The following is a 20,788-nucleotide window of genomic DNA, read 5'->3' as shown; positions in this document are numbered from 1 at the left end:
TACCCGGCGACGTGGATGGGGTTGCCTACGGTGTGGTTGGTGGTGGTGTCGATCACGGACACTGTGTCCGAGCCGGCGTTGGCGGTGTAGGCGCGGCGTCCGTCGGGGGAGATGGCCACCGCGACGGGGGTGTGGCCGACGGGGATGGGGTGGCCCACGGTGTGGTTGGTGGCGGTGTCGATCACGGACACTGTGTTCGAGCGGGCGTTGGCGGTGTAGGCGCGGCGTCCGTCGGGGGAGATGGCCACGCCTTGCGGGGTGTCGCCGACATGGATGGGGTGGCCCATGGTGCGGTTGGTGGCGGTGTCGATCACTGATACCGAGGCGGAGCCGGAGTTGGCGGTGTAGGCGCGGCGTCCGTCGGGGGAGATGGCCACCCCCTGTGGCTTGTCGCCGACGGGAATGGGGTGGCCCATGGTGCGGTTGGTGGCGGTGTCGATCACCGATACCGAGGCCGGGCCGAAGTAGTTGGTTGCGTAGGCGCGGCGTCCGTCGGGGGAGACCGCTACCCCGCCCGGGGAGTTGCCGACCTGGATCGAGGACACGGACGGTGCGGTGGGTTCGGGACCGGAGGAGCGGGACTGTGCCAGGTAGATGCCGGCGCCCGCTGCGGCAAGCGCCACCAGTGCCACTTTCGCGATGAGCCTGGCCCGCCGGTTTCCGGGCCGCGGCGGGCGGGGCCGGCCCCGGGTCTCGTCTCCTTTGTGCGGCGGCGGTTGCAGGGGCGGGCCGGCCGGTTCGTCCGGCTCGGCCGGCGGCAGGATCTCGGTCGGCGGGGCGGATTCGCGGGGGTGCGGCGGTTTCGAGGCGCGGGGCTGCTCGGGCGGCGGCACCTTTGGTGGGGGAGCCGGTTGCTGCGAAGGGGGCGGGTGGGGCTGGTCGGCGATGGAGGCGAGCAGCCGGGCGGCTTCCTTGCCATCCATCCTGTCCGCGGGGTCCTTGGCCAGCAGCCCGGCGAGGACCGGGGTCAGCTCCGTCGCCCGGCGCGGCGGGCTGGGGGGCTCGAACAGCAGGGCGCTCAGCGTGGCGAGGGCGGTGTCGCGGTCGAAGGGGCCGGCCCCCTCGAGGGCGTAGTACAGGGTGGCCCCGAGTGAGAACAGGTCGGCGGCGGGGGTGGGCGGCTGGCTGTTGGCCCGTTCCGGGGCCATGAAGCGCGGCGTTCCGAGGATTTCCAGGGTGGCGGTCAGGCGGTCCTCCCCGGAGCTCGGCTCCAGTGCGATGCCGTAGTCGGTGAGCATTACCTGGCCGCCGCCCTCCGTCGGGCAGGTGGGCTGGGGTCCCGGGCGGGTGAGCAGGATGTTGGCCGGTTTGACGTCCCGGTGCAGGACGCCGAGCCGGTGTCCCTCCAGCAGGGCGTCGAGGACCGCCAGACCGATCCGGGCGACGTTGCCGGGCGGCAGCGGCCCCCGCTCGCGCACCACCGCCTCCAGATCCATGGCATCGGGCACGAACTCCATGACGATCCACGGCAGGCCGCCCTCTTCCACGATGTCGTGCACGGTGACGACATGCGGATGGTTGCGCAGCCGGGCGGCGTGCCGGGCCTCGCCGCGGGCCCTCGCGATGCGGGAGCGCACCTCGCTTTCGGGGACGTCCGGCGGCAGAATGATCTCCTTGAGTGCGACCTCGCACGCCAGTTCCTGGTCGTACGCCAGCCACACGCGTCCCATGCCGCCGGTACCGAGCCGACGCAGAAGCCGGTAACGTCCGATGATCACGCGCCCGGCGGCCTCTTGCGCTCCTGACATGGCACTCCTCTTCCAGGACGGCCAGCAGGGGTTCCTCGGCGAAGGGCTCTCTCCACGTATCGCATATCGCCCGAAGAACGGCAAGTCACCCGAAACGGGTGCAGCCCGCGTATGTTCCGCGTGTTCCGCGCGGCGGTGTCGGGGTCAGGAGCGGGAAAGCGCGAGCGCCGGGAAACGGTCATTGCCGTGGATCGGTCGAGGCTGTGCATGCCGTGAGAGGGTCGAGGTTGTGCATGCCGTGAGAGGGTGCAGGCGTTCGATGAGCTGACCGCCTGCGAGCTGACCGCCTGCGAAGCGGGTTCCGGCGTGGACGAGGGCGACGAGGTGGGGCGCGTTCACAGCCCGTCACCGCCGTCGGGGGATTCCGGGTGGTCATCCCGGTTTGGGACTGCACCCTGGGCACGCCGGTCGCGCCCGATCCGCCGCCCGAACTCATTGCTCATGCTGCGGCCTGCCTGGACACCGCCCTGCGCCGGATCGGCGGGGCACCGGCCTATGTGCTCATGTGCTGACCGGCAACGCCGGGACCGTGACCCGTCGAGCACATCGCGCGGGCATACCGGTCCGGTACCCGCGGACGGCCGCAGCCGGCCGGCACTGCGGCTGCCGGGTCATGACGTGTGTGCTCCACGGCCCCAGGCCCTCGCGGGCAAGGGGGTGGCCCCCTTGAACTGGCCCCTCGGATGAACTGGCCCCTCGGATGAACTGGCCCCTCGGATGAACTGGCCCCTCGGACCGGGAACACCGTGGCCACCAGCATGGATTTCTGACGGCCGCGGACCGGGAGATCCGCCGGCGGCCCACCCGGGCATCTCCATGGCCGCCGACAGTTGTGTGCCGGCACGTTCTGCCGGCTGCCGGGCCGAGGACAGGCCGGTGGGCAAGGGCGGGCGCGTCAACGGCGCCGGATGCCGGCGAGGGCAGGGTGCGGCTTCGAAAACCGGTTGGGCGCGCGCCCATACCGCCGGCCTGTTTTCCCCACGCCCTCCTTGACGGCGTGGTGCCCGCGGGCGCGCCGGCCGGATGCCCGCCACCCACGCGGGAAGCGGAGGGCGGCCCGACCATCCGCCCCCGGGCGGACAGGGACGCCCTCGCCGCGCTCATGGCGTTCCAGAACCCGGCCGTTCAGCCTGGATCCACCGCGTGATGCCTGATCACGTGACGTGATCGGTTTCCGGGTGGATATCCCGCATCCGGGCAGGGGGCATTTCCGGATGGCTCCTTTGGTGGCGGGTTCTGCGAGGTCTTTCACGTCGCGGGCAGGCAGGGGGCCGGTCGCCTCATGTCCGCGCTCGGCGGCCCCGAGGCGACCGCGCGGGCAGGCAGGCAGGCGGTCGGTCGGGTGCGCAGGCGGTGGCCGGCTGCCCTCCACAGCTGTTCCAGCGCGTCGCGCCAGGGCCACCGAGCCGGGAAGTGCCAGGTCAAGGTCCGTGCCCCAGCGGCCGGCCGGGCCGGGACGCCCCGATGCGGCCGCGGAGAGTCGTGGAGGGCCGGCTCCGCACCGGCGACGACGGCCACTTCTCCACCCTCGGCCGCAGGAAGGACCTCATCATCCGCGGCGGCTTCAGCGTCCACCCGCGAAAGACCGAGACGGTTCCGTCCGAGCACCCCTTTGCCGCCGGGGAGTTGAGGGTATCCGTCCGCGACCCGGTCGCGCGCCGCGCGAGTATCCGTCCGCGACCCGGTCGCGCGCCGCGCGAATACCCGCACGAGTACCCGCACGAGTACCCGCGCGAGGCCCGGCTCGTCGACCCCTCCCGAAGGGACCCACCGGCACGGTCCCCAAGAGGCGGATCGCCGTTCCCACGCCGCCCTGACACGCGGTGCACCCCACCCCCGGGGGGGGGGGGGGGAGGGTCGGTGGGCCGGGGATGTTTGTCAAGCCCCGAATCCCAGGGACATGACGCGGTGCGTCGGGCCGGGGTCAATTGAGGCACGGGTTCACGCAGAACAGGTGGACCACCCGGATGGTCCGGACGGTGTTGACGGGACGTGTGTCCCGCGGCCGCCCCGCCGGAGAACCGGCAGGACCGTTTCGGCACATTCCTTTCCCACCATTTCTCACCAAGGAGATTGACCATGGCCCGCACACCTCGTACACGGCGTCTGGCGATCCTCACCGCTTCCGCTGCCCTGGCCGCGGGAGGCGCGCTGATCCCCACCGCCGCGTTCGCCGCTCCGGCCCAGACCAGCGCGGTGGCCACGCAAGCACCCCAGCAGGAGGCCAAGACCGTCAGCGGTTACGCCAATGACATCAACTACTCCTCGGACTCCTCGGACTCGTCGTCCTCGTCGTCCTCGCAGTCCACGTCCTACACGCTTACGCCGAACTACAGCTCCTACTCGACCTCGTCGGACTGGTCGTCCTCGCAGTCCTCGTCGTACTCGCAGAGCTGGGTGTACTCCTAGACGAGCCGGTCCACATGCCCGCGGGCACGAGAGGGTGTTCAAGATCCGTTGCGACAGCTGACCTGAACACCCTCGTGACCGCACTGCACGTGAAGATCGACGGTGAGCGGGCTGGGATCATGCGTCTGCCCGGGCGGCCCCCGAAGCTCAGCCACTCGGAGTTGCTGTGCCCGGCGGTGATGCAGGCGATGCCCGGTTTCCACCGCGAGGCCCGCTGTCTGCGGCACGTGCGCACGCACTACCAGGACATGCTCCCGTACGAATTCCGTCTCATCCCGTCCCCTTCCGCACGCCACCACATGGGGGTACCCGCGCATGTCCACGCCTTCTCGGGGCCGGCAGCCCGGCCGGCCGCAGCTGCCGTTCCAGCCGCAGGCCCCGGAACCTCCCAGGAAGAAGAGCAAGGGCAAGACCTGCGCCGGGGCCGGCTGCCTGGGTGTCGTCGGCCTCCTGGTCATCGCCGGCGCGATCACCGCTGCTACCGGCGGCAGGTCCAGCAGCGGTACTGCCAGGAGCCCGGCCGCCGCATCCCCGGACGCCGGCAACGCCTCCAAGGCCTCCGCCTCGCAGTCCGCCCCCCGGAAGGAGGCGCCGCAGACCGTCACTTACGTCGTCACCGGCACCAGTGGCGCCGTCGTGCAGTACGGTCCGGCCGGGTCCCTGGCCCGGGGCACGGTGCCGATGAGCGTGACCAGGCCGCTCGAGGACCCGCAGCACTACGCGATCACCGCGCAGCTTCAGGGGGGCGGCCATGTCACCTGCCGGTTGAAGGTCAACGGCAGGGTCATCTCGCAGTCCACCGCGTCGGGCGGCCACACCATCGCCTCCTGCGAGATCAGCAAGGACACCTTCAGCGACAAGTGGACCCGGTTTTGAAGCGGCTCCCGCTGCAGGGATTGGCGTTGCTGGTCCTGGGGCGTGAGCGGCTCCTGGTCACGCCGAGGCCGATCACAGCCGGGAGACCTTCTTGCCCGTCATCGAGGTGCCGCGGTCGGCGTGCGCGGTCTCGGGCACGATGCCGTTGCGGTCGATGGTCTCGCGGATCAACTCCTCGGCGCGGTCGGCTGATTCGGCCGGTTCCACCGTGTGGCCGACGATGCAGCGGCTGAAGATGCCGATGACGACGCAGGCGCGGTACCGGATGCCCTTGGCCGGTCCGGCGGGCTTGGTGACGTCCCCGGTGAATACCTGGGAGGGCCGCGGCCAGTGCAGTTGCTTCAGACGTTGCTTCACTTGGTGAGCCGGCGGTAGTCGATGAGGCCGGCGGTAGTCGATGAGGCTGGTGGCAGTGGCAGTGGCAGTGGCAGTGGCAGTGGCGGCAGTGGCTGTCCATGCCCGCCCAGTTCACGGGCTCCTCTGCGTTTCGGCTTCACCGCCGCAGGCGCTCGCCGCCATCACCCGCAGCTGCCAGGCCCCGGGATACACTGCTCCGCCCCACCCCGACCGGAGGTCATCCCAGTGTTCCCCGCACGGGTACGTGCCGGTGCCCCGTTGGCTCTGGTGATTCTCGCCCTGTCCGGCTGCTCTTCCCTCTGGGGCTGCACCGACACGACGGCGAAGCGCGGTGAGGCCGGTGTGAGGGTGCAGGTCGAGGACACGTCCGGGCAGCCTCTCGGCGTCACCGCCGAGGTCGTTGACTGGCGCCTTGAGCCCCACCCGCAAGTGCCCTCCAGAGGTGACCGGGTCCACTTCCACTACCACTTCGACGGCCTCGACGAGGCATCCGGCACACACGGCCCTGCAGTGGATGCCTGCGCGGTCGACAAGGAGCGCGTGGCGTTGGGGTGTCAGACGGTTTATTCGTCCCAGGCGTTCGGGCCGGACGATCCCCACACGGGCGACGACTGGCTCGCCGTCGAGCACCCTGAGCAGGTTGCCGGAGTGCTCTTGATACCCAATGACCAGTCCTACCACGGACGAACCTGCGAGCAGGACATCAAGGACGGTGGCGGGCCGCATCCTCCGGAAACACCCCGCACGGGGGACCAGTTGTAAGGCCAAGGCGGTTGAGCGCGCGGCACGGGCCTGCCGGCGCCCCGGTGTTCGCCCTGTCTGGCGGTCCGGTTGTGCGCCCGTCGCCCCGGCTCGACCTCGCTGCGCCCGCTCCGAGTCCTCAGGATGAGCCACCGCATCGCCTTCTTGACCGCTCGGGGCCAGTCCCGGCCGGAACGGGGCGGCAGCAGACGGGACCGCGCCTCCTGGCCGGCCTCCTTCCAGGCGTTGGCCGGCGAGCGCCTGGAGGTGTCGCGCCGGGACGGCACGCCGTGCCGGGCGATCCGGACGCGGCGGAGGCAGGAGAGCCGGTCGGCATCCAGGACCGGCCCACTCGCCGCGGCGGCGTGCGCGAACCGGCGGACGGCCTGGTGAACCGCGACCCGCTCCTGCGCGGCGGCGGTTCCGCGCCCGGGCCGGATCCCGCAACTCACGCAACTCCTGCACCGGTACGAACGACGGCCGCACCGGACCGCACTCCGTGATCCGGGCGACCCGCACCGAGTCGGCCACGTCCGTCCTGCGGCCCGGCACATCGCGCAGATGCGCGGCGTTGAGCAGCCAACAGGTCAGCCGGCCCTCCAGCGCCGTGAACACGGGCTTCCAGCCGGGTAGCGGCCGTGCATTACGGCACTGCCGCCCCCGGAACCGGCCGTGCATTACGGCGCTGCCGCCCCCCGGAACCGGCCGTGCCCGCTTTCCGGGCAACCGGCTCGAGCAAGCCCCGAGGGCTCAAGCCACGAGGGTGCGCGGGCAGTTCCCTGCCTGCGCGCCGCGAAGATCTGCTGTCGCAGACGCCGTACGCCGTTCTCGACCGCCCGCCGGCCGATCGTGGCCCGGTCGGTGACGCCGTCCTCGGGTCCGTTCACCACGCCGACGACGGGCGGGACGACCTGTGCCGCCCCCCTCGTCTGTGCCGCCATGGCGTCCCCCTCGTCCCTCGGTTTTGGGGCCGTCGTCCATCGAGTCCTCGCAGGCTCACCCGATCCACGTCCTCAGGCCCGGGCACCGGCCCCTGTCCGGCCAGTCATGCGGGAACCGCCGGGGGAGGTCCCGGCTCGCGGCCCCGGCCTCCTGCCGCCTTCCGGCTGCCGGCGTTCGCTTCTTGGATCACCCAGCGCCCGCTGGGGGTCGGGCCTTCCCCACGGCCGGCGTGCCAGGCGGACCAGCCGCCCGGACCCCGTCGGGGTTGTTGTTTTGCACATGAGCAAGACACGACCGGCCGGGCAGGGCGCCCCCTTTGCTCCGAGGGCGGCGGTTTACTCCGAGGACGGCGGTGCGCTCCCAGCCGGCACCTACGACCGGCCGGCACCTGCCGCTTTCCAGCGGCCATGCCGGGATGCACCGCCGGTTCGAAGTGATCCCTGGAAGACCGGTGTCACACGCTGATGCCCGTCCTCGCCCCCGCTGATGAAGACCCGGCGTCCGCCCGGCGGGAGGTCGCTCAACCGCGGACCGAGGCCGCAGGTGCGGACGTTTCGAGAGAGGGTGGCCTCGATGCCGGCCCGGATCGCGCAGCGCCGCTGCCCGTTCGCGGTCCGCTGCTCCAGCCCGTTGCGCATCCGGATCTGGTGGGGTTCGCGGGAGGGCAAGGACCAGGACCTCCCGCCGGGCCGAGACCGGCTGATCAACCCCCACGATGTGGAAGCCCGCCGCGGCGGCAAACGCGGCATGGTCCGGGACGGCTGCAAGGTCCACTGCAGCGAGACCTGCGAGGACGGCCTGCCCCGCCTGGTGGTGAACGTGGCCACCACCCACGCCGCGGTGGATGACTCCCGCCTGATCGACAGCGTTCACGAGAACCTGGAGCGGCGCGGGACGAGGCCCGGCGGGCATCTGGCCGACGCAGGCCGCACCTTTGCCGCGATCATCCTCACCGCTCGTGCCGACTCGCCAAGCGCGCGCGGAACGAGCAGTTCACGACCCCCCGCCCGGTCCGAAACGCGGCGTCACAGGCCCAGGGAGACGGCCAGGCGCGTGAGCTCGGCGGTGCTGCTGATGCCGAGCTTGGCCCGGATCCGGCGCAGATACGCATCGACGGTGTGTTTCGAGAGCCCCATGCGCCGGGCCGTCTGCACGTAGGTGCGCCCGGCGGCGATGTGCTGCAGCGCCTCCCGCTCACGCGGGGCCAGCGCGGCCGGCCCGCACGCGAAGGCAGAGGCAGAGGCAGAGGCGGGGGAGGGGGTGGGGGTGGGGGCTTTGGCGTACAGGGCGGGTGCGAGGCTCATGGCGGCTTTCCTTCGGCGCATCGGTCCGGTCGTCCCGGCCCACACCTTCGGAATCACACAGATGCCTTAAATGTGGGCATTTGCCCCTAACGGACACAGGCAGGCCCAGGCCGGTTCCACGCCGTCGCACATTTCCTGAAATTTCCGTTATCTGCCGATGTTGGTGGCGTGCGGAACACCCTCGGCGCCCGGCCCCGCACACAGCGCACTGCCCACCGGCGGCGGTCCGTGCCCCCGGCCTGGCCCGGGCACCTCACCGAGCACCGTGCTGGTGCTTCCTGCCCCGCAGGATCATGCTTGTCAGTAGGGCCCTGACAGCGGAGGTTCCCCCGGGAACAGCGGTCGAGGAACGAGCGAGGCGAGATGAGCGCCGATGGAGCACCCTCCCACTCCTCCTGGTGAACGGCCGGGCGAGGCGGACACCCCGCCCGAGCCGCCCCGCACCGCCACCGTCACGGCCACGGCCACCGTCGACGAACACGGCATCGTGACGGGGTGGGGCGAGGGCGCCCGGCGCCTGCTCGGCTACGAGCCCTCACAGATCATCGGCCGCCCTGCCGCCCGCCTGCTCGCCGGCGACACCGGCGAGGCCGCCCGCCGGGCGGCCTCGCACCAGGCGGCCGGCAAGGACCGGTGGAACGGCACCGTGGTGCTGCGCCACCAGGACGGCCGCCGCCTCGAACAGCGCCTGCTCGCCCACCGCCGCACCCCCGCCGGCGGTGCGGCCACCGAGTGGCTCCTTCTCTGCGCCGTGACCAGCCCGCCGCCGCACCCCGAAAACCGCCCGCAAGACACACCTGGCGCACCGGGCGAGCGGGGGCAGGAGGAGGAGCCGGGCGGGCTGAGGGAGCTGAAGGAGTGGGCGTTCGCCCAGTCCCCCTGCACCCTGGCCGTCTTCGGCACGGATCTGCGGCTCATCGCGGCGAACACCGGCATGGAGCGCGCCCTCTCGCTCACCGAGGCCGAGATGCGCGGGCTGCGCCTGGCGGACATCGTGCCGCACCCCGTGGGCGAGGAGATCCAGGATCGGATGCGCCGGGTGCTGCAGGACGGCGGGCCGCAGTGGACCGAGGCCTTCCTCCCCGCCGCCCACGCCGGATGCGCTGACGGCCCGGAAAGCGGCCGGCCGGTGTCGCTGACCGCGCTGCGCGACGGAACGGGCCGGCTGCGGGGCGTGTGCCTGACCGCCTGCCAGGGGCACGAGGAGCACACGGAGAGGGAGCGGATGCTGCTGAACGAGGCCGGCGCCCGTATCGGCACCACCCTGGACATCGCCCGTACAGCCCAGGAACTCACCGACGTCGCCGTCCCCCGCCTCGCGGACTTCGCCGCCGTCGACCTGCTCCCCGCGCGCGGTGAGGGGGCGGACGCCACCGCCTCGGCCGGGCCGGTCACCATGCGCCGCGCCGCCGTGCGCTCCGTCCTGGAAACAAGCCCCGAGTCCCCGGTCGCCGTCGGCGAGTCCAGCACCTACCCGGCGCTGTCCCCGGTGGCCGAATGCCTGGCACAGGACCGCGGGGCGCTCTACGAGATGACCGGCCCCACCCTGGCCCGGTGGGCCGGCGAGGACCCGGGAGCGGCCCGGATGAGCGAGTGGGGCACGCACTCGCTCATGGTGGTGCCGCTGCGCGCCCGGGGCACCACCCTGGGCGCCGCCCTCTTCAGCCGCCACCACAACCCCGCCCCCTTCACCCCCCAGGACCTGCAGCTGGCCGAGGAGCTCACCGCCCGGGCCGCCCTGAGCATCCACAACGCCCGGCGCCACACCCGCGAACGCACCACCGCCATGACCCTGCAGCGCAGCCTGCTCCCGCGGACCCTGCCCGAGCAGGCCGCCCTCGAGATCGCCTCCCGCTACCTGCCCGCCGACCCCCTGGCCGGCGTCGGCGGCGACTGGTTCGACGTGATCCCGCTGTCAGGCGCACGCGTCGCCCTCGTCGTCGGCGACGTCGTCGGCCACGGCATCCGCGCCTCGGCCACCATGGGCCGGCTGCGCACCGCGGTAAGCACCCTGGCCGACGTCGACCTGCCGCCCGACGAACTGCTCACCCACCTCGACGACCTCGTCATCCGCCTCTCCGCCGACGAAGCCACCCCCGAAGGCGCCCCCGAAGGCGCCGGCGGCATCGGCGTCACCTGCCTCTACGCCGTCTACGACCCCGTCACCCGCCGCTGCACCCTCGCCCGGGCCGGCCACCCCCCGCCCGCCGTCGTCACTCCCGACGCCGCCGCCTACCTCCTCGACGTCCCCGCCGGCCCCCCGCTCGGCCTGGGCGGCCTGCCGTTCGAGGCCACCGAGACCGAACTGCCCGAAGGCAGCCTGCTCGCCCTCTACACCGACGGCCTCCTCGAACCCCGAGACCACGACATCGACGAAGCCCTCGACAAAATGTTCGCCGCCCTCGTCCGCCCCACCCACACCCTCGACACCGTCTGCGACCACGTCCTCACCGCCACCCTCACCCACCGCCCCGACGACGACATCGTCCTGCTCATCGCCCGCACCCACGCCCTCAGCGCCGACCGCGTCGCCGCCTGGGACCTGCAACCCCACCCCGCCGCCGTCGCCCACGCCCGCCAAAACGCCGCCGCCCAGCTCACCACGTGGGGACTGACCCACGCCGCCTTCATCACCGAACTCATCGTCAGCGAACTCGTCACCAACGCCATCCGCTACGGCAAACCCCCCGTCCAGCTCCGCATGATCCACCACAACACCACCCTCATCTGCGAAGTCTCCGACACCAGCAGCACCACCCCCCACATGCGCCGCGCCCGCGTCTACGACGAAGGCGGACGCGGCCTCCTCCTCGTCGCCCAACTCGCCGACCGCTGGGGCACCCGCCATACCCCCACCGGCAAGACCATCTGGGCCGAACAAACCGTCACACCTGACAGTGAGGATGTGACGCGGTGACGCTGCGGGCGGGGACTGCAAACCGTTCGGTGTAACCCCGATCATGGAAGACGCGCCGATGACCAGTGAGAACGTGGCCGGGCACGAGGCTGCCGAGTCGGCAGCGGCTGTGACGGCAGCGGCTGTGTCGGCGAAGGCCGTGGACGACCAGCTGATCGACGAGCTGGTGAGCCGGGCCCAGGCCGAGGGCCTGCAGCTGACCGGCGAGGGCGGGCTGCTCCAGCAGCTGACCAAGTACACCGTCACGGTGTTCTACCGCACCACAGCAGCGCCTGACGGGAAGCCGCTCGGCTCACCACTGCGTACATCAACAGAACCGGCTGACACACGGTGTGCTGCGGTGGCGGATCGGTTGACCGCTCCGCCACCGCAGCATCCGTCGGCGTAAGGTACACCCACTCCTTGGTAGGCGTTTGGCAGAGAGCGCAGGGCATTCCGGTTCTGGTGATATCCATGTGCGGGACTGTGGACACCCCAACTGCTTACTGTCTCGTGCTGCCGTGACGGCCCGCCTGGCGGGCGCTGCGGTAAAGATCTGGTGATGGCCTCCCGCCCGGCGGCAAGCATCCCCGATCACACTTTTACGCAGGTCACGGGCCAGGTCCCATGACTGGACGCTCAGCGAGGCGAAGATCGGCCCAAATGGCCGGCCGTACTACTGCCACGGCGTGATGGCCGGCGACGGCCAGCGCCCTGCGGGCACGCCGCTGCGCGCCGCTCAGGATGAGGCCGGTGCCCCGCCCGGGTTCTGGACGGACCGGGGTCTGGCTGCGGTCGGCCTGGCGGCCGGGGACGTGGTGACCGAGCGTCAGGCCGAACTGCTCCTGGGCGAAGGCCGGCACCCGGACGCCGACCGGATCGAGCGCGAGCGCCTGGAGGCGGGCGACGATCCGGCGAAGGCGCGGCGCGCGATCGTGCTGGGCAGGCCCATCGAGCACAACAAGTCACCCAAGACCGAGAAGGCCAAGGAGCGCTCGCCCTGGCTGGCCGTGGATCTGGTGTTCCGGGCGCCGTCGACGGCACAGATCGCGTGGGCGCTGCTTGGTGAGGAGGACCGCCTGGTGCTGGAGTTGTGCCAGGACATCGCCCGGGACAAGACGCCGGCGTGGCTGGGGGAGTCAGTCGCACAGATCCGTTGGGGGAGCGGCGGCAAGCACCGTGCCCCCGATCCGGGACGGGCTGATCGTCGCGGTGCTCCGGCACTACGAGTCCAGAGCCGGGAAGCCTCTGCTCCACGATCACGCGGTGGTGTCGATCCGTGCCCGGTGGCCGGACGACAAGGGACGTGGGGCAACCTGTCGGCGGACTCGATGCTGGAGCACATCGTCGCCGCCGGCACCCTCTACTCCCTGTACGTCATGGAGGAGGTGTCCGCCCGGCTCGGATGGGCGTGGGAGCCGCGCGAGGTGACACCCGGCCGACGACCGGTCATGGAAATCGCGGGCATCGACCAGCGGCTCATCGGCTGGCAGTCGACCCGCCGCCAGCAGATCGAGGACGCGCTGTCCCTCCTCGTGGCCGACTACGAAGAGCGGCAGGGGCACCCGCCGGGGGAGCGGGCCGCCTACGCGCTGGACCAGCAGGCCGCCGACCGGACGCGCCCACCGAAGCGCAAGGTGCCCCGGTTGCTCTCTGAGCTGCGCGAGCGGTGGCGGGCCTCAGCGATCCGGGCGTTCGGCGCCTGCACTACCTACCGGCTGGCACAGCGGGCACGGGCGGCAGCCGCGGCGGTGTGGGCACGGGTGCGGCCGGTCGTCGACATAGCGCTGGCCGTCGTCGACACCGTCGCCGTGTTGTACGTGATGCGCGGCGCGTTCAAGCGCCGGCACCTGCTCACCGAAGCCCGCCGCCACCTCGTCTACGCCCTGCGCGGCCGACCCCACCGGCCCGGACTGGACGAACAGATCGTGCAGGCCGCCGTCGACGACTACACCCGCCCGCCCGCCCGGCCGGCCGACGGATGATGACCGCCGACCTCCGCACGCTGTACCCGCGCGACACCGAGGACCAGGCCGTGCTGCGCCCGCTGACCCGCGCCCGCACGAAGTCCCCGTACGATCGGGCCCGCCTCGCTGCCGGCGCGCTGACCGCCCAGGTTCACGCGGTACGCCGCGCGCACCGCCTGGGCTCCCGGACCCGGCCGCACCCCGTCGCCGCGCCCGCCGCCCCGAGGCCCCGCCCGCGGCCGTTCCGCTCGGACCGGAAGGCGAGCCGGGGCCAGGAGCAGACGACCGACGTCGCCACGGTGGAGCACAGACCCGCCGCACGTTCGATGCCGCCGCCAAGATGGCCGCCAAGCTCCAGGACGGCATCCGGGACCGCGCCGTCGCCCACGGCCCCCGACCACAGCCCACCCCGGCGACGGCCCCGCCGCCGCACACCCCGCGGCCCGGCGCCCAGCCGGCGCCGGGCCGGACCACAGGAGGAGTCGCGTGAGCACCCCGGAAGAACCCAGCCTCGAGGACGCCCTCGCCCGCGCCCGCGAAGCCGCCCAGGAGTGGGCCGCCGTGCTCGACGAGCCTCCGCCGTGGGAGCCGATCTGGAAGCGGCCCCGGACACCGAAGAACGACCGGGACAAGAAGCGGGAGCTGCGCAAGCAGCGCAGGCGGCTCCAGGACGCCGGACGCCGCCGCTTCGTCGCCGGGCAGTCGCGCCGGCCCCGGTCCCGGCAGAACCGCATCGGCAACGCGGCCGCGCGCCGCGACGCGCGCGCCCTGTCCCGGGTGCGGCACTCCACCGCCTGGCTGTGGTGACGATGCCGGGCATCGTCCACCGAGTGGACCGCACGATGTTCTGCATCCGGTGCACGGCACGACATCGGATGCTAGGCATCGAACGAGCAGGGCGCGCAGGAGATGGGTGGCGCGGGCGGGGTCGGTGCGGAGCTTGGTGAGGATCCGCCAGATCTTGAGGTGGGCGAAGCCGTGCTCGACCGGTGCACGTCCGACGGCGAGGACGCGGCTGGCATCCTTCTGGCCTGGGGTGAGCTCGTGAGCGCGGCTGGCTGTGGAGCCGGTGATGATCACGGGGTCACGTATGTCGTTGTCCAGGCCGCGGAAGCCGAGGCCGGCGAGGGTGCCGAGACCGGCTGCTCGCGCCGCCGGCACCACCGGCGCCCGCCGCACACCAGGGGGAGGGCGCTGCTTCCACTGCTGATGGGGCTTCTTGAAAATGGCTCTGGCCGCAGTTCCGTGAAAGCGGAGGTCCGCGACGGGAAGACACCATCCGCCCCTGGGTGTCCGTACCGTCGCGATTAATACGCTCGGGGACGTAGGAACAATGGTCGGCTGTTTTGTGGTGATCGACGGCTCGGCCGGTTCATGCCTGGAACTCGGTGAGGTCGATGGCGTGAACGCGCAGCGGGTAGCCGTACACCGGGTGTGCCGTCTCCCGCTCGGGCGCCATGCCGAGCTTGCGGATGACGTTCTCGGAGGCGTTGTCACCCACCCGGTTGATGCTGATGACGCGGTCCAGGCCGCGGTCCTGGAGAGCGAACTCCAGTGTGGCGTGGGCGGCTTCGGACGCGTATCCCTGGCCCCAGAACTGTGAGCCGATCCGCCAGCTGATCGCCACGGCGGGCATCACCTCCGGCAGGAACTCGGGCACGGACAGTCCCGTGAAGCCGATCAGTTCGCCCGAGGCCAGCAGCTCGACGGCGAAGAGCCCGAAGCCCTCCTCGTCCCACTCCTCCTCCCACCGCTCGATGTCCTCGCCCGTGTGGTCCAGGTCGCGCACCGAGCCGTCGTCGATCCAGCGCATGACCCGTGGGTCCGCGTTGATGTCCGCCATCGGCGCGAGGTCGTCATCGTGCCAGGTACGGAGGAGGAGGCGGGGTGTGCGGATCTCGGTCATGCGCCCATCCTGCCGAAGGCAAGGGCCTCATCCGTAATCCGGCGCTCGCCCGCGCTGCCGCCGCGGAACCACAAGGCGTCAAGCCGCCTGCACCGCACCCGTGATGGGTGAAACATCAGACTGACGGCTGGGCAGGCGACATGCCACCTAGTCAGCGCGGTCGAGAGGTAAGACCGATTCGGCGGCAGCCTGCCGCAGCACCGAGATCATTCACGGAATCGCGGTCAGAGCCATTTTCAAAGAGCGCCAACACTGCGACGGAACCGGCTCCGCGCGGTCCACCAGGGAGGCGTATGTGGCGAACACGACCACCGGCCCCGATCCCGCCCACAGGGCAAGCTGGATCGGGTTGGTGGTGGTGCGTACCCCCGTGAGTTGAGCACCGGGTTGTTCTCCAGCGAGCACACCGCCACCATCTGCGCCCGGTGGCCCGCCAACCGCCACGCCTGGGCGGTCTGCGCGAGCAGGTCCAGGGTCGGTACGGTCACCAGGATCCGCCCGCCTTTTCCACTCGCTTCGGAAATCACAGGGACGGCGTGAAGGGCGGGACGGACACCGTACCGTCCTCGCCCACGACGATCTGCTCGGCGAGCTGGGCCAGGACCTGAGAGGGGTGCAGCCCCCGCCGGCTGGCCACCACCCGGATCAGCCGACTGGACGCGGCGGACAGCCGGACCTCCGCGCGCAGTTCGTCCTCTTCCTCCTGCCGCCGTTCCCCGAAGGCGGCCTGTGCCGCAAGAGCACCAGCAAACCGTTCCTCACGCTCGCGAGCCCACACCGATCCCTGGGCATCCTGTTCCGGCTCATACACGCTCCAACCGACTGCAGCCATCAAGTCCCTGACGCGTCGCCACTCGGCGTGCTGGGCCAGCCAGATGGCAGCCGACCGCTCCCGGTCCATCTCGAACTCGTAGAAGGAACCGTTCCCCCTCAACTGCTCCGCGGTTTCCCGCTCACGGACAGCGGCCTCCGCGACCTTTCCCGCAATGGCGGCGACGTCCAGGCCATTCGCCTGACGCCGGACCTGATCCCGCGCCACGTCCTGAGCACTCCACATGCTTTTTCCCTTTTCCGGATGCGCGGGCATCTGGGCCCGCATCGGGTGGTTGAGGGTGTCCCGCAGTACTGACGCCCGCTGCCTCCCGCCGCGCCGAAGAGGACGGACGGCTACCCGCCGGGGTCCGCTGCGGACGCCTGCGTTGCGCACTATCACCACGCCGGGACGAACATCCGGCCTGCGGGATTCCGTCTGCCGTCGAGCTCCTGCAGATCGTCATCCTCGCCTTCGTTGCCGGTTGCCTGGATCATTCGCTGCGCACGACACTCAGCGCGGCGCGTACCAGGTCGAGGGCGAGGTCGAAGGCTTCCTCGTCGGCCAGGGGACAGTTGATCTTGTAGGGGTCGGAGGGGACGACGTGGCGGTACTGGACCCGGGGGTTGTCCTTCTGCCCGAGGCGCTCGAGGTCGTCGGGACTGAGTCGTACGGTCATGCCTCCGTTGCCGGGGCGCAGGTACGCGACCGCTCCGTAGCGCTGGGGGCCGTCGTCGCGGATCATCAGGTAGTCGGCGAGGCCGTCGAAGGTCTTGGAGGAGCGGCCGAAGGCCACGACAACGTCCTCCTCTTGCAGAAGCCTCATGACGAACCGTTCGGTCAGGACGGTGCGCTCGTCGTTCTTGCCCGCGCGTCCGTAGATGAACTGCATCAAGGCGACATGGTCTGCGGGTGGCAGGGGCGCCGACCCGCTGAGTGTGGGCGCCTCATCGTCCGCCTCCGTCTCGGTGGCCTCGTCGGGGGAGGGCGCGGCGTCCACTGCTGATGCAGTCTGGGAGACGCTGCCAGCGGCAAGACGCTCGTACTCCACGATTTCCTGCGGTGTTCCCTCGACAACGCGCATGCGTGCAGACCCCCTCGTGATGATGGCGGCAGGCGGACGCTGCCCCAATGAGCAGGACTGTAGCTAAAGCTGCCTCGAAAGGCGGATGCTTTACATAAAGCTCGCAGGACGCGATCTCCAGCTCCTGGCCGTCTGCGCCCTTCTGCGGCCGCGGCGAGGCCAGAATGCGCGGGGTCGCGGTCAGGTACAACCGGAAGTCCGCCAGGATCCGCTCGTTGTCGTGGGCGGCGATGCCCGAGCAACTGCTCCCGCCCCCGCCCCCGGCCGCCGACCCCGAGCACGGCGACCAGGAGCCGGAGGCCGAGCCCCGGGAGGCGATTGACCTGACGGCGCTGCGGGCCTTGAGGAAGTCCCGCACGGATGTGGAAGCCCTCGATAGAGCGGCTACGGCGCCTCCCAGACGCCTTCACCGCGGCGGCCGACCAAGCCTGCGCCACCATGGACCTCTACGCCGACCGGGAAGACACCGACGGACCGAACCCGGTGTGCGAGGACGGCCAGCGGGCGCACCACCCGCAGGAGTCCGGACCGCACCGCGGCCGGGAGGCGGCTACTGATCGCGCACCAGGCCTCGCCCTGGAGAAGCTGGATGCACATCTGGACGTAATGGCCGAGCGCGGTGACATCGTGACGCCCGACATGGAGCAGGCCGGAAGGGACGACGGCGGTGAAGCCGGCCGCATTGGTCTGGCGTAGATGACCTTCGGGTCCGTGGGGCAGGCGGCTTCGACCACGGTGCCGACCGGTGGTGAAGAAGCCGCGCGCCTCCTGGCCGCAGCACAGCGCCTGGCGCCGCTGCCCACCAGCGCACATGAGACCGTCACCGAGGTCGGCCGCCTGCTGGGCGACGATGCGAAACTCTTCATCGCCCACCACGACGCGGAGGCACAGCCCACCGACCACGACCGTGAGCATTGCGGATGCCGGATCGAACTGACCACCCCCGACGGCGCACTGAGCCTTTTCCAACCTCAGGTGACGCGGCCAGGTCGGGGCAAGTGATGGAGCGGGAGTAGCGCGAGCAGTTGTGAGGAAAGGACCGGTTGCGCTCCAAAGCCCGGTCGTGATCTAGGACGGTAACTGGCCTATGTCGCACCTAGCGTCGCTGTTGACGACCAACATCAGCGAGAGGACCGCGATGCCCGAGCAGACCAACGCCGCTCCCGAGGGCTACACCAGCGTTGCGCCCTGGGTCGTAACCGACGACACGGGGGCCTTCCTCGACTTCGTCACCCAGGCGTTCGGAGGTGAGGAGTTGGGGCGGGTGTCGACCGAAGATGGCTTGATCGGCCACGGTGAGATCCGGGTCGGCGACACCGTCGTGCTGGCCTTCGACCGACGTGCTGACTGGCCCCCCATGCCGAGCCTGCTGCGCGTGTTCGTCGGCGACGCGGACGAGGCGTTCTCACGAGCCATCGCAGCCGGAGGCCAGGCCGTCACTTCGCTCGCGGACGACGCCTTCGGACAGCGCGGAGGGCGTATCAAGGACCCCTTCGGCAACATCTGGTGGGTAATCAGCTGCGTTGAAGACGTCTCTGAGGAAGAGATGTGGAAGCGACTGCAGGCGCCCGTATACGCCGAGGCCATGCGCGTAGCTCAGGAGACGCTCGACGCCGAGCTCAGCGGGCGACGCCATGGGCGCAACAGCGCACCCGTCAAGACGACCAGCTGAGCGATGAGCGCTTTCAAATCCTCCTGGTGACTGGGTGAGTTGACGCGAGACTGGACACACGAAGAGGTGAAGCTCCCGGTATATGGGTTGTCGACCAAGATCAACATACCCGCCGGGAGCTTCACGTGCTTGTCCATCGATCAGGGCTCGATCTGTCCAGCTCGGCCTTGCGGTTCCTGTCGAGGCTGCTGTCTGCCCGGCGTCGGGAGCGCGGGACGCGGTGGCGACGGCTTCCGGTGGGTCGGCAGGCGTTGCTGGCGCTGGCCCACCTGCGATGCGGGCACACCTACGCTCAGCTCGCCGCCGGTTTCGGTGTCGGCACCACTACCGCATATCGGTACGTGGTCGAGGCCGTCGAGGTTCTGGCTGCACACGCCCCCAGCCTCGCCGCAGCCTCCCGCGTGGCAGTGCGCAAGGCGTTCGTGATCCTCGACGGGACGCTGCTGCCCATCGACCGGATCGCCGCCGACCGGCCGTACTACTCGGGCAAGCACAAGAAGCACGGCATGAACGTGCAGGTCATCGCCGACCCGTTCGGCAACCTGCTCTGGGCCTCACCCGCCTTGCCCGGCTCTGTCCACGACATCAAGGCGGCCCGCACCCACGGTCTCGTCGACGCCCTGGCCGAAGCCGGGATTCGCTGCTGGGCCGACAAGGGCTACCAGGGCGCCGGCGGCACGGTACGTGTGCCATACCACGGCCGTCGGGACAAGCTCTCCACAGGTCAGCAGGCCGTCAACGTTTCCCACGCCAAGATCCGGGCTGTCGGCGGCAAGCCGTGGCCTCCCTGAAGTCCTGGCGTCTCCTGTGCAAGCTCCGGTGCAGCACCACCCGCATCACCAGCCTCGTCCAGGCGATACTCACGCTCCACCTCAACGCTTCAAGCTGAGGTTGGAAAAGACTCACTGAGTGAGTCGCTTGCCGTAGTCAGGGACAGCGGCTGGCACTTGCCCGCGCTGCGTTGATACTCCACGACGGTGGCAGGTGCCGTTCCCGCAACAGATGAGAAAACATGTTGGCGAGCTGCGACGATGCGTCTGTTTCCCAGGCGGAGGACATTTGTTCGTTGCGGTTTCGGGCTGCACCTCCCGCAGGGCGTCCTCGTGCCGCTGGCACGCGTGCAATCATGCTGTTCGCCGACACGGCAAGGGAGGGGTGGATGGCTGGCGTATGGGTGACGGTCTGTCTGCCGGCCGAGGCCGCAGGCGATATCGAAGGGGCGCTTACAGAGGCCCTCGCGCCTTTCTACCTGGACACGGTTGACAACCTCCCCGACCGTGGCATGTGGGACGAACGCCGCATCCGCGGCGGCAGCAACGGCATGGGTTTTGCGATCGCCCCCGGATATATGGACGATCCGAGGCTCATTCACGACGAACCTAGATACGACGGGGCGCCACGCCCCAGTGCCCCGGGCGTCTGCGCCGGAGGACCGCGTGCCCTGCTCGATTTCTCGCAGCCGCACCTTGCTTCCGAGCGTGCGGTCGCCGCGTCCTGGGACCTGTGGCACAGCCTGTCTGCCGTACACCCTCCGGCCATTCCCCTCGCGGTCTTCGTGGACCGTTGGCGGAACGATCCGGACGCATTCCCCGGTGAACGGGGGGGGGAGACGAGATGTTCTCCGCTTACCGGGCCCAGCCGCTGATCGGGGCATACCTCGACCACCCATTCAGTCTGGGCATGGGGTATCTGGGCTTCCTGGGCCCTGACCACGATCCCAGGGAGCACCCCGTCATCAGCTATGACGGAACCCGTGCCGCGTACATCCGTGACCTCACTTCTTCAAACCCGCGGGAAACGGACGTACTCACCCTGGACGGCTGGTGGCTGGAGGCCGGCTTCAACGCCGTCCACGCCTTCTGCGAGCCTGACCTTTGCCCTCACGACCCTCCGACGCCCACCGTGTGGCCGGGCAGCGAGGCGTACCTCGCGGACCTTCCCGGCGACACGATCCTCGTCCGGCTCCACTGCCACGCCTAACCTCGGGCTTTCATGAAGCGGGCTGTCCGACAGGCAGTCAGGAAAGCAGAAAGTGCCCCTGACCAGCAAGAATGAGGATTGTCGAGGTCCTTGTT

20 protein-coding genes and 3 pseudogenes are annotated in these 20,788 nt (G+C 70.6%); 16 read left to right on the top strand and 7 right to left on the bottom strand.

The annotated features are described in order from the left end of the window. A partial coding sequence (locus ACIQMV_RS38815) for a serine/threonine-protein kinase (RefSeq protein WP_402597813.1) occupies positions 1 to 1,748 on the bottom strand: 1,748 nt, incomplete at its 3' end. A 368-nt stretch (positions 1,749 to 2,116) separates the two neighbouring features. On the opposite strand from ACIQMV_RS38815, the gene ACIQMV_RS38810 reads away from it, so the two are divergent. The 3 genes from ACIQMV_RS38810 to ACIQMV_RS38800 all read left to right on the top strand — a co-directional run bounded on the left by ACIQMV_RS38810 (position 2,117) and on the right by ACIQMV_RS38800 (position 5,033). Further along, positions 2,117 to 2,260, top strand: a complete 144-nt coding sequence (locus tag ACIQMV_RS38810) for a hypothetical protein (protein WP_402597812.1) — start codon at positions 2,117 to 2,119, stop codon at positions 2,258 to 2,260. Positions 2,261 to 3,827: 1,567 nt separating this feature from the next. Then, a complete protein-coding gene (locus ACIQMV_RS38805; protein WP_401782690.1) occupies positions 3,828 to 4,157 on the top strand; it encodes a hypothetical protein in 330 nt (109 codons plus the stop codon). 315 nt (positions 4,158 to 4,472) lie between these two features. Further along, positions 4,473 to 5,033: a hypothetical protein gene (locus ACIQMV_RS38800; RefSeq protein ID WP_402597811.1), complete on the top strand. Its 561-nt coding sequence runs from the start codon at positions 4,473 to 4,475 to the stop codon at positions 5,031 to 5,033. A gap of 72 nt (positions 5,034 to 5,105) precedes the next feature. On the opposite strand, the gene ACIQMV_RS38795 is transcribed toward ACIQMV_RS38800, so the two are convergent. Next, a complete protein-coding gene (locus ACIQMV_RS38795) occupies positions 5,106 to 5,390 on the bottom strand; it encodes a transposase family protein (RefSeq protein WP_402597810.1) in 285 nt (94 codons plus the stop codon). 225 nt (positions 5,391 to 5,615) lie between these two features. Between ACIQMV_RS38795 and ACIQMV_RS38790 the strand changes: the two genes are divergently transcribed. Then, complete coding sequence (locus ACIQMV_RS38790) at positions 5,616 to 6,152, top strand: hypothetical protein (protein ID WP_402597809.1); 537 nt, start codon at positions 5,616 to 5,618, stop codon at positions 6,150 to 6,152. 1,946 nt (positions 6,153 to 8,098) lie between these two features. Here the strand turns inward: ACIQMV_RS38790 and ACIQMV_RS38785 are convergent. Further along, entirely contained in the window at positions 8,099 to 8,377 is a 279-nt protein-coding gene (locus tag ACIQMV_RS38785; RefSeq protein ID WP_402597808.1) for a response regulator transcription factor, read from the bottom strand. Between the two features lie 373 nt (positions 8,378 to 8,750). Here ACIQMV_RS38785 and ACIQMV_RS38780 point away from each other — a divergent pair, with 373 nt between their 5' ends. The 6 genes and pseudogenes from ACIQMV_RS38780 (at position 8,751) to ACIQMV_RS38755 (ending at position 14,047) form a co-directional block, all read left to right on the top strand. Beyond that, the gene (locus ACIQMV_RS38780) at positions 8,751 to 11,294 is read left to right on the top strand and encodes a SpoIIE family protein phosphatase (protein ID WP_402597807.1); all 2,544 of its coding nucleotides are present in this window, start codon (positions 8,751 to 8,753) and stop codon (positions 11,292 to 11,294) included. 58 nt (positions 11,295 to 11,352) lie between these two features. Next, positions 11,353 to 11,682, top strand: a complete 330-nt coding sequence (locus ACIQMV_RS38775) for a hypothetical protein (RefSeq protein WP_402597806.1) — start codon at positions 11,353 to 11,355, stop codon at positions 11,680 to 11,682. Positions 11,683 to 11,965: 283 nt separating this feature from the next. Beyond that, positions 11,966 to 12,397: pseudogene (locus ACIQMV_RS38770) on the top strand (relaxase domain-containing protein); the annotation flags it as partial. Further along, positions 12,339 to 12,704, top strand: a complete 366-nt coding sequence (locus ACIQMV_RS38765) for a relaxase domain-containing protein (protein WP_402597817.1) — start codon at positions 12,339 to 12,341, stop codon at positions 12,702 to 12,704. The pseudogene ACIQMV_RS38770 and the gene ACIQMV_RS38765, both read left to right, overlap by 59 nt. Further along, on the top strand, positions 12,605 to 13,258 hold the full coding sequence (locus tag ACIQMV_RS38760; protein WP_402597815.1) for a relaxase domain-containing protein: 654 nt from the start codon (positions 12,605 to 12,607) through the stop codon (positions 13,256 to 13,258). The genes ACIQMV_RS38765 and ACIQMV_RS38760 overlap by 100 nt, the downstream gene beginning before the upstream one ends. A 468-nt stretch (positions 13,259 to 13,726) precedes the next feature. Then, entirely contained in the window at positions 13,727 to 14,047 is a 321-nt protein-coding gene (locus ACIQMV_RS38755; protein ID WP_402597805.1) for a hypothetical protein, read from the top strand. Positions 14,048 to 14,612: 565 nt separating this feature from the next. Here the strand turns inward: ACIQMV_RS38755 and ACIQMV_RS38750 are convergent. The 4 genes and pseudogenes from ACIQMV_RS38750 to ACIQMV_RS38735 form a co-directional block, all read right to left on the bottom strand. Beyond that, on the bottom strand, positions 14,613 to 15,146 hold the full coding sequence (locus ACIQMV_RS38750) for a GNAT family N-acetyltransferase (RefSeq protein ID WP_141365848.1): 534 nt from the start codon (positions 15,144 to 15,146) through the stop codon (positions 14,613 to 14,615). A gap of 267 nt (positions 15,147 to 15,413) precedes the next feature. Next, positions 15,414 to 15,649 (bottom strand): annotated as a pseudogene (locus ACIQMV_RS38745) (hypothetical protein); the annotation flags it as partial. A gap of 20 nt (positions 15,650 to 15,669) precedes the next feature. Continuing rightward, positions 15,670 to 16,245 carry a hypothetical protein gene (locus ACIQMV_RS38740; RefSeq protein WP_402597803.1) on the bottom strand — a complete coding sequence of 192 codons (576 nt, stop codon included), beginning with the start codon at positions 16,243 to 16,245 and terminating at the stop codon, positions 15,670 to 15,672. Between the two features lie 205 nt (positions 16,246 to 16,450). Beyond that, positions 16,451 to 17,041, bottom strand: a complete 591-nt coding sequence (locus ACIQMV_RS38735; RefSeq protein ID WP_402597819.1) for a hypothetical protein — start codon at positions 17,039 to 17,041, stop codon at positions 16,451 to 16,453. A 438-nt stretch (positions 17,042 to 17,479) separates the two neighbouring features. Here ACIQMV_RS38735 and ACIQMV_RS38730 point away from each other — a divergent pair, with 438 nt between their 5' ends. The 6 genes and pseudogenes from ACIQMV_RS38730 (at position 17,480) to ACIQMV_RS38705 (ending at position 20,693) form a co-directional block, all read left to right on the top strand. Beyond that, positions 17,480 to 17,737, top strand: coding sequence for a hypothetical protein (locus ACIQMV_RS38730; RefSeq protein ID WP_402597802.1), 258 nt, complete (start codon positions 17,480 to 17,482; stop codon positions 17,735 to 17,737). Beyond that, positions 17,738 to 18,043: a hypothetical protein gene (locus ACIQMV_RS38725; protein WP_402597801.1), complete on the top strand. Its 306-nt coding sequence runs from the start codon at positions 17,738 to 17,740 to the stop codon at positions 18,041 to 18,043. Between the two features lie 136 nt (positions 18,044 to 18,179). Continuing rightward, on the top strand, positions 18,180 to 18,713 hold the full coding sequence (locus ACIQMV_RS38720; protein WP_402597800.1) for a VOC family protein: 534 nt from the start codon (positions 18,180 to 18,182) through the stop codon (positions 18,711 to 18,713). Between the two features lie 125 nt (positions 18,714 to 18,838). After that, a pseudogene (locus tag ACIQMV_RS38715) lies at positions 18,839 to 19,602 on the top strand (transposase family protein). A gap of 237 nt (positions 19,603 to 19,839) precedes the next feature. Beyond that, on the top strand, positions 19,840 to 20,358 hold the full coding sequence (locus ACIQMV_RS38710) for a hypothetical protein (protein ID WP_402597799.1): 519 nt from the start codon (positions 19,840 to 19,842) through the stop codon (positions 20,356 to 20,358). Further along, entirely contained in the window at positions 20,328 to 20,693 is a 366-nt protein-coding gene (locus tag ACIQMV_RS38705; protein WP_402597798.1) for a hypothetical protein, read from the top strand. Before ACIQMV_RS38710 ends, ACIQMV_RS38705 begins: the two co-directional genes overlap by 31 nt. The last annotated feature ends 95 nt before the right edge of the window (positions 20,694 to 20,788 follow it).

The organism is Streptomyces sp. NPDC091412 (assembly GCF_044756885.1).
Classification (GTDB): domain Bacteria; phylum Actinomycetota; class Actinomycetes; order Streptomycetales; family Streptomycetaceae; genus Streptomyces.
The sequence above is the reverse complement of the archived record's forward strand: the minus strand, read 5'-3'. Positions and strand labels throughout refer to the sequence as shown.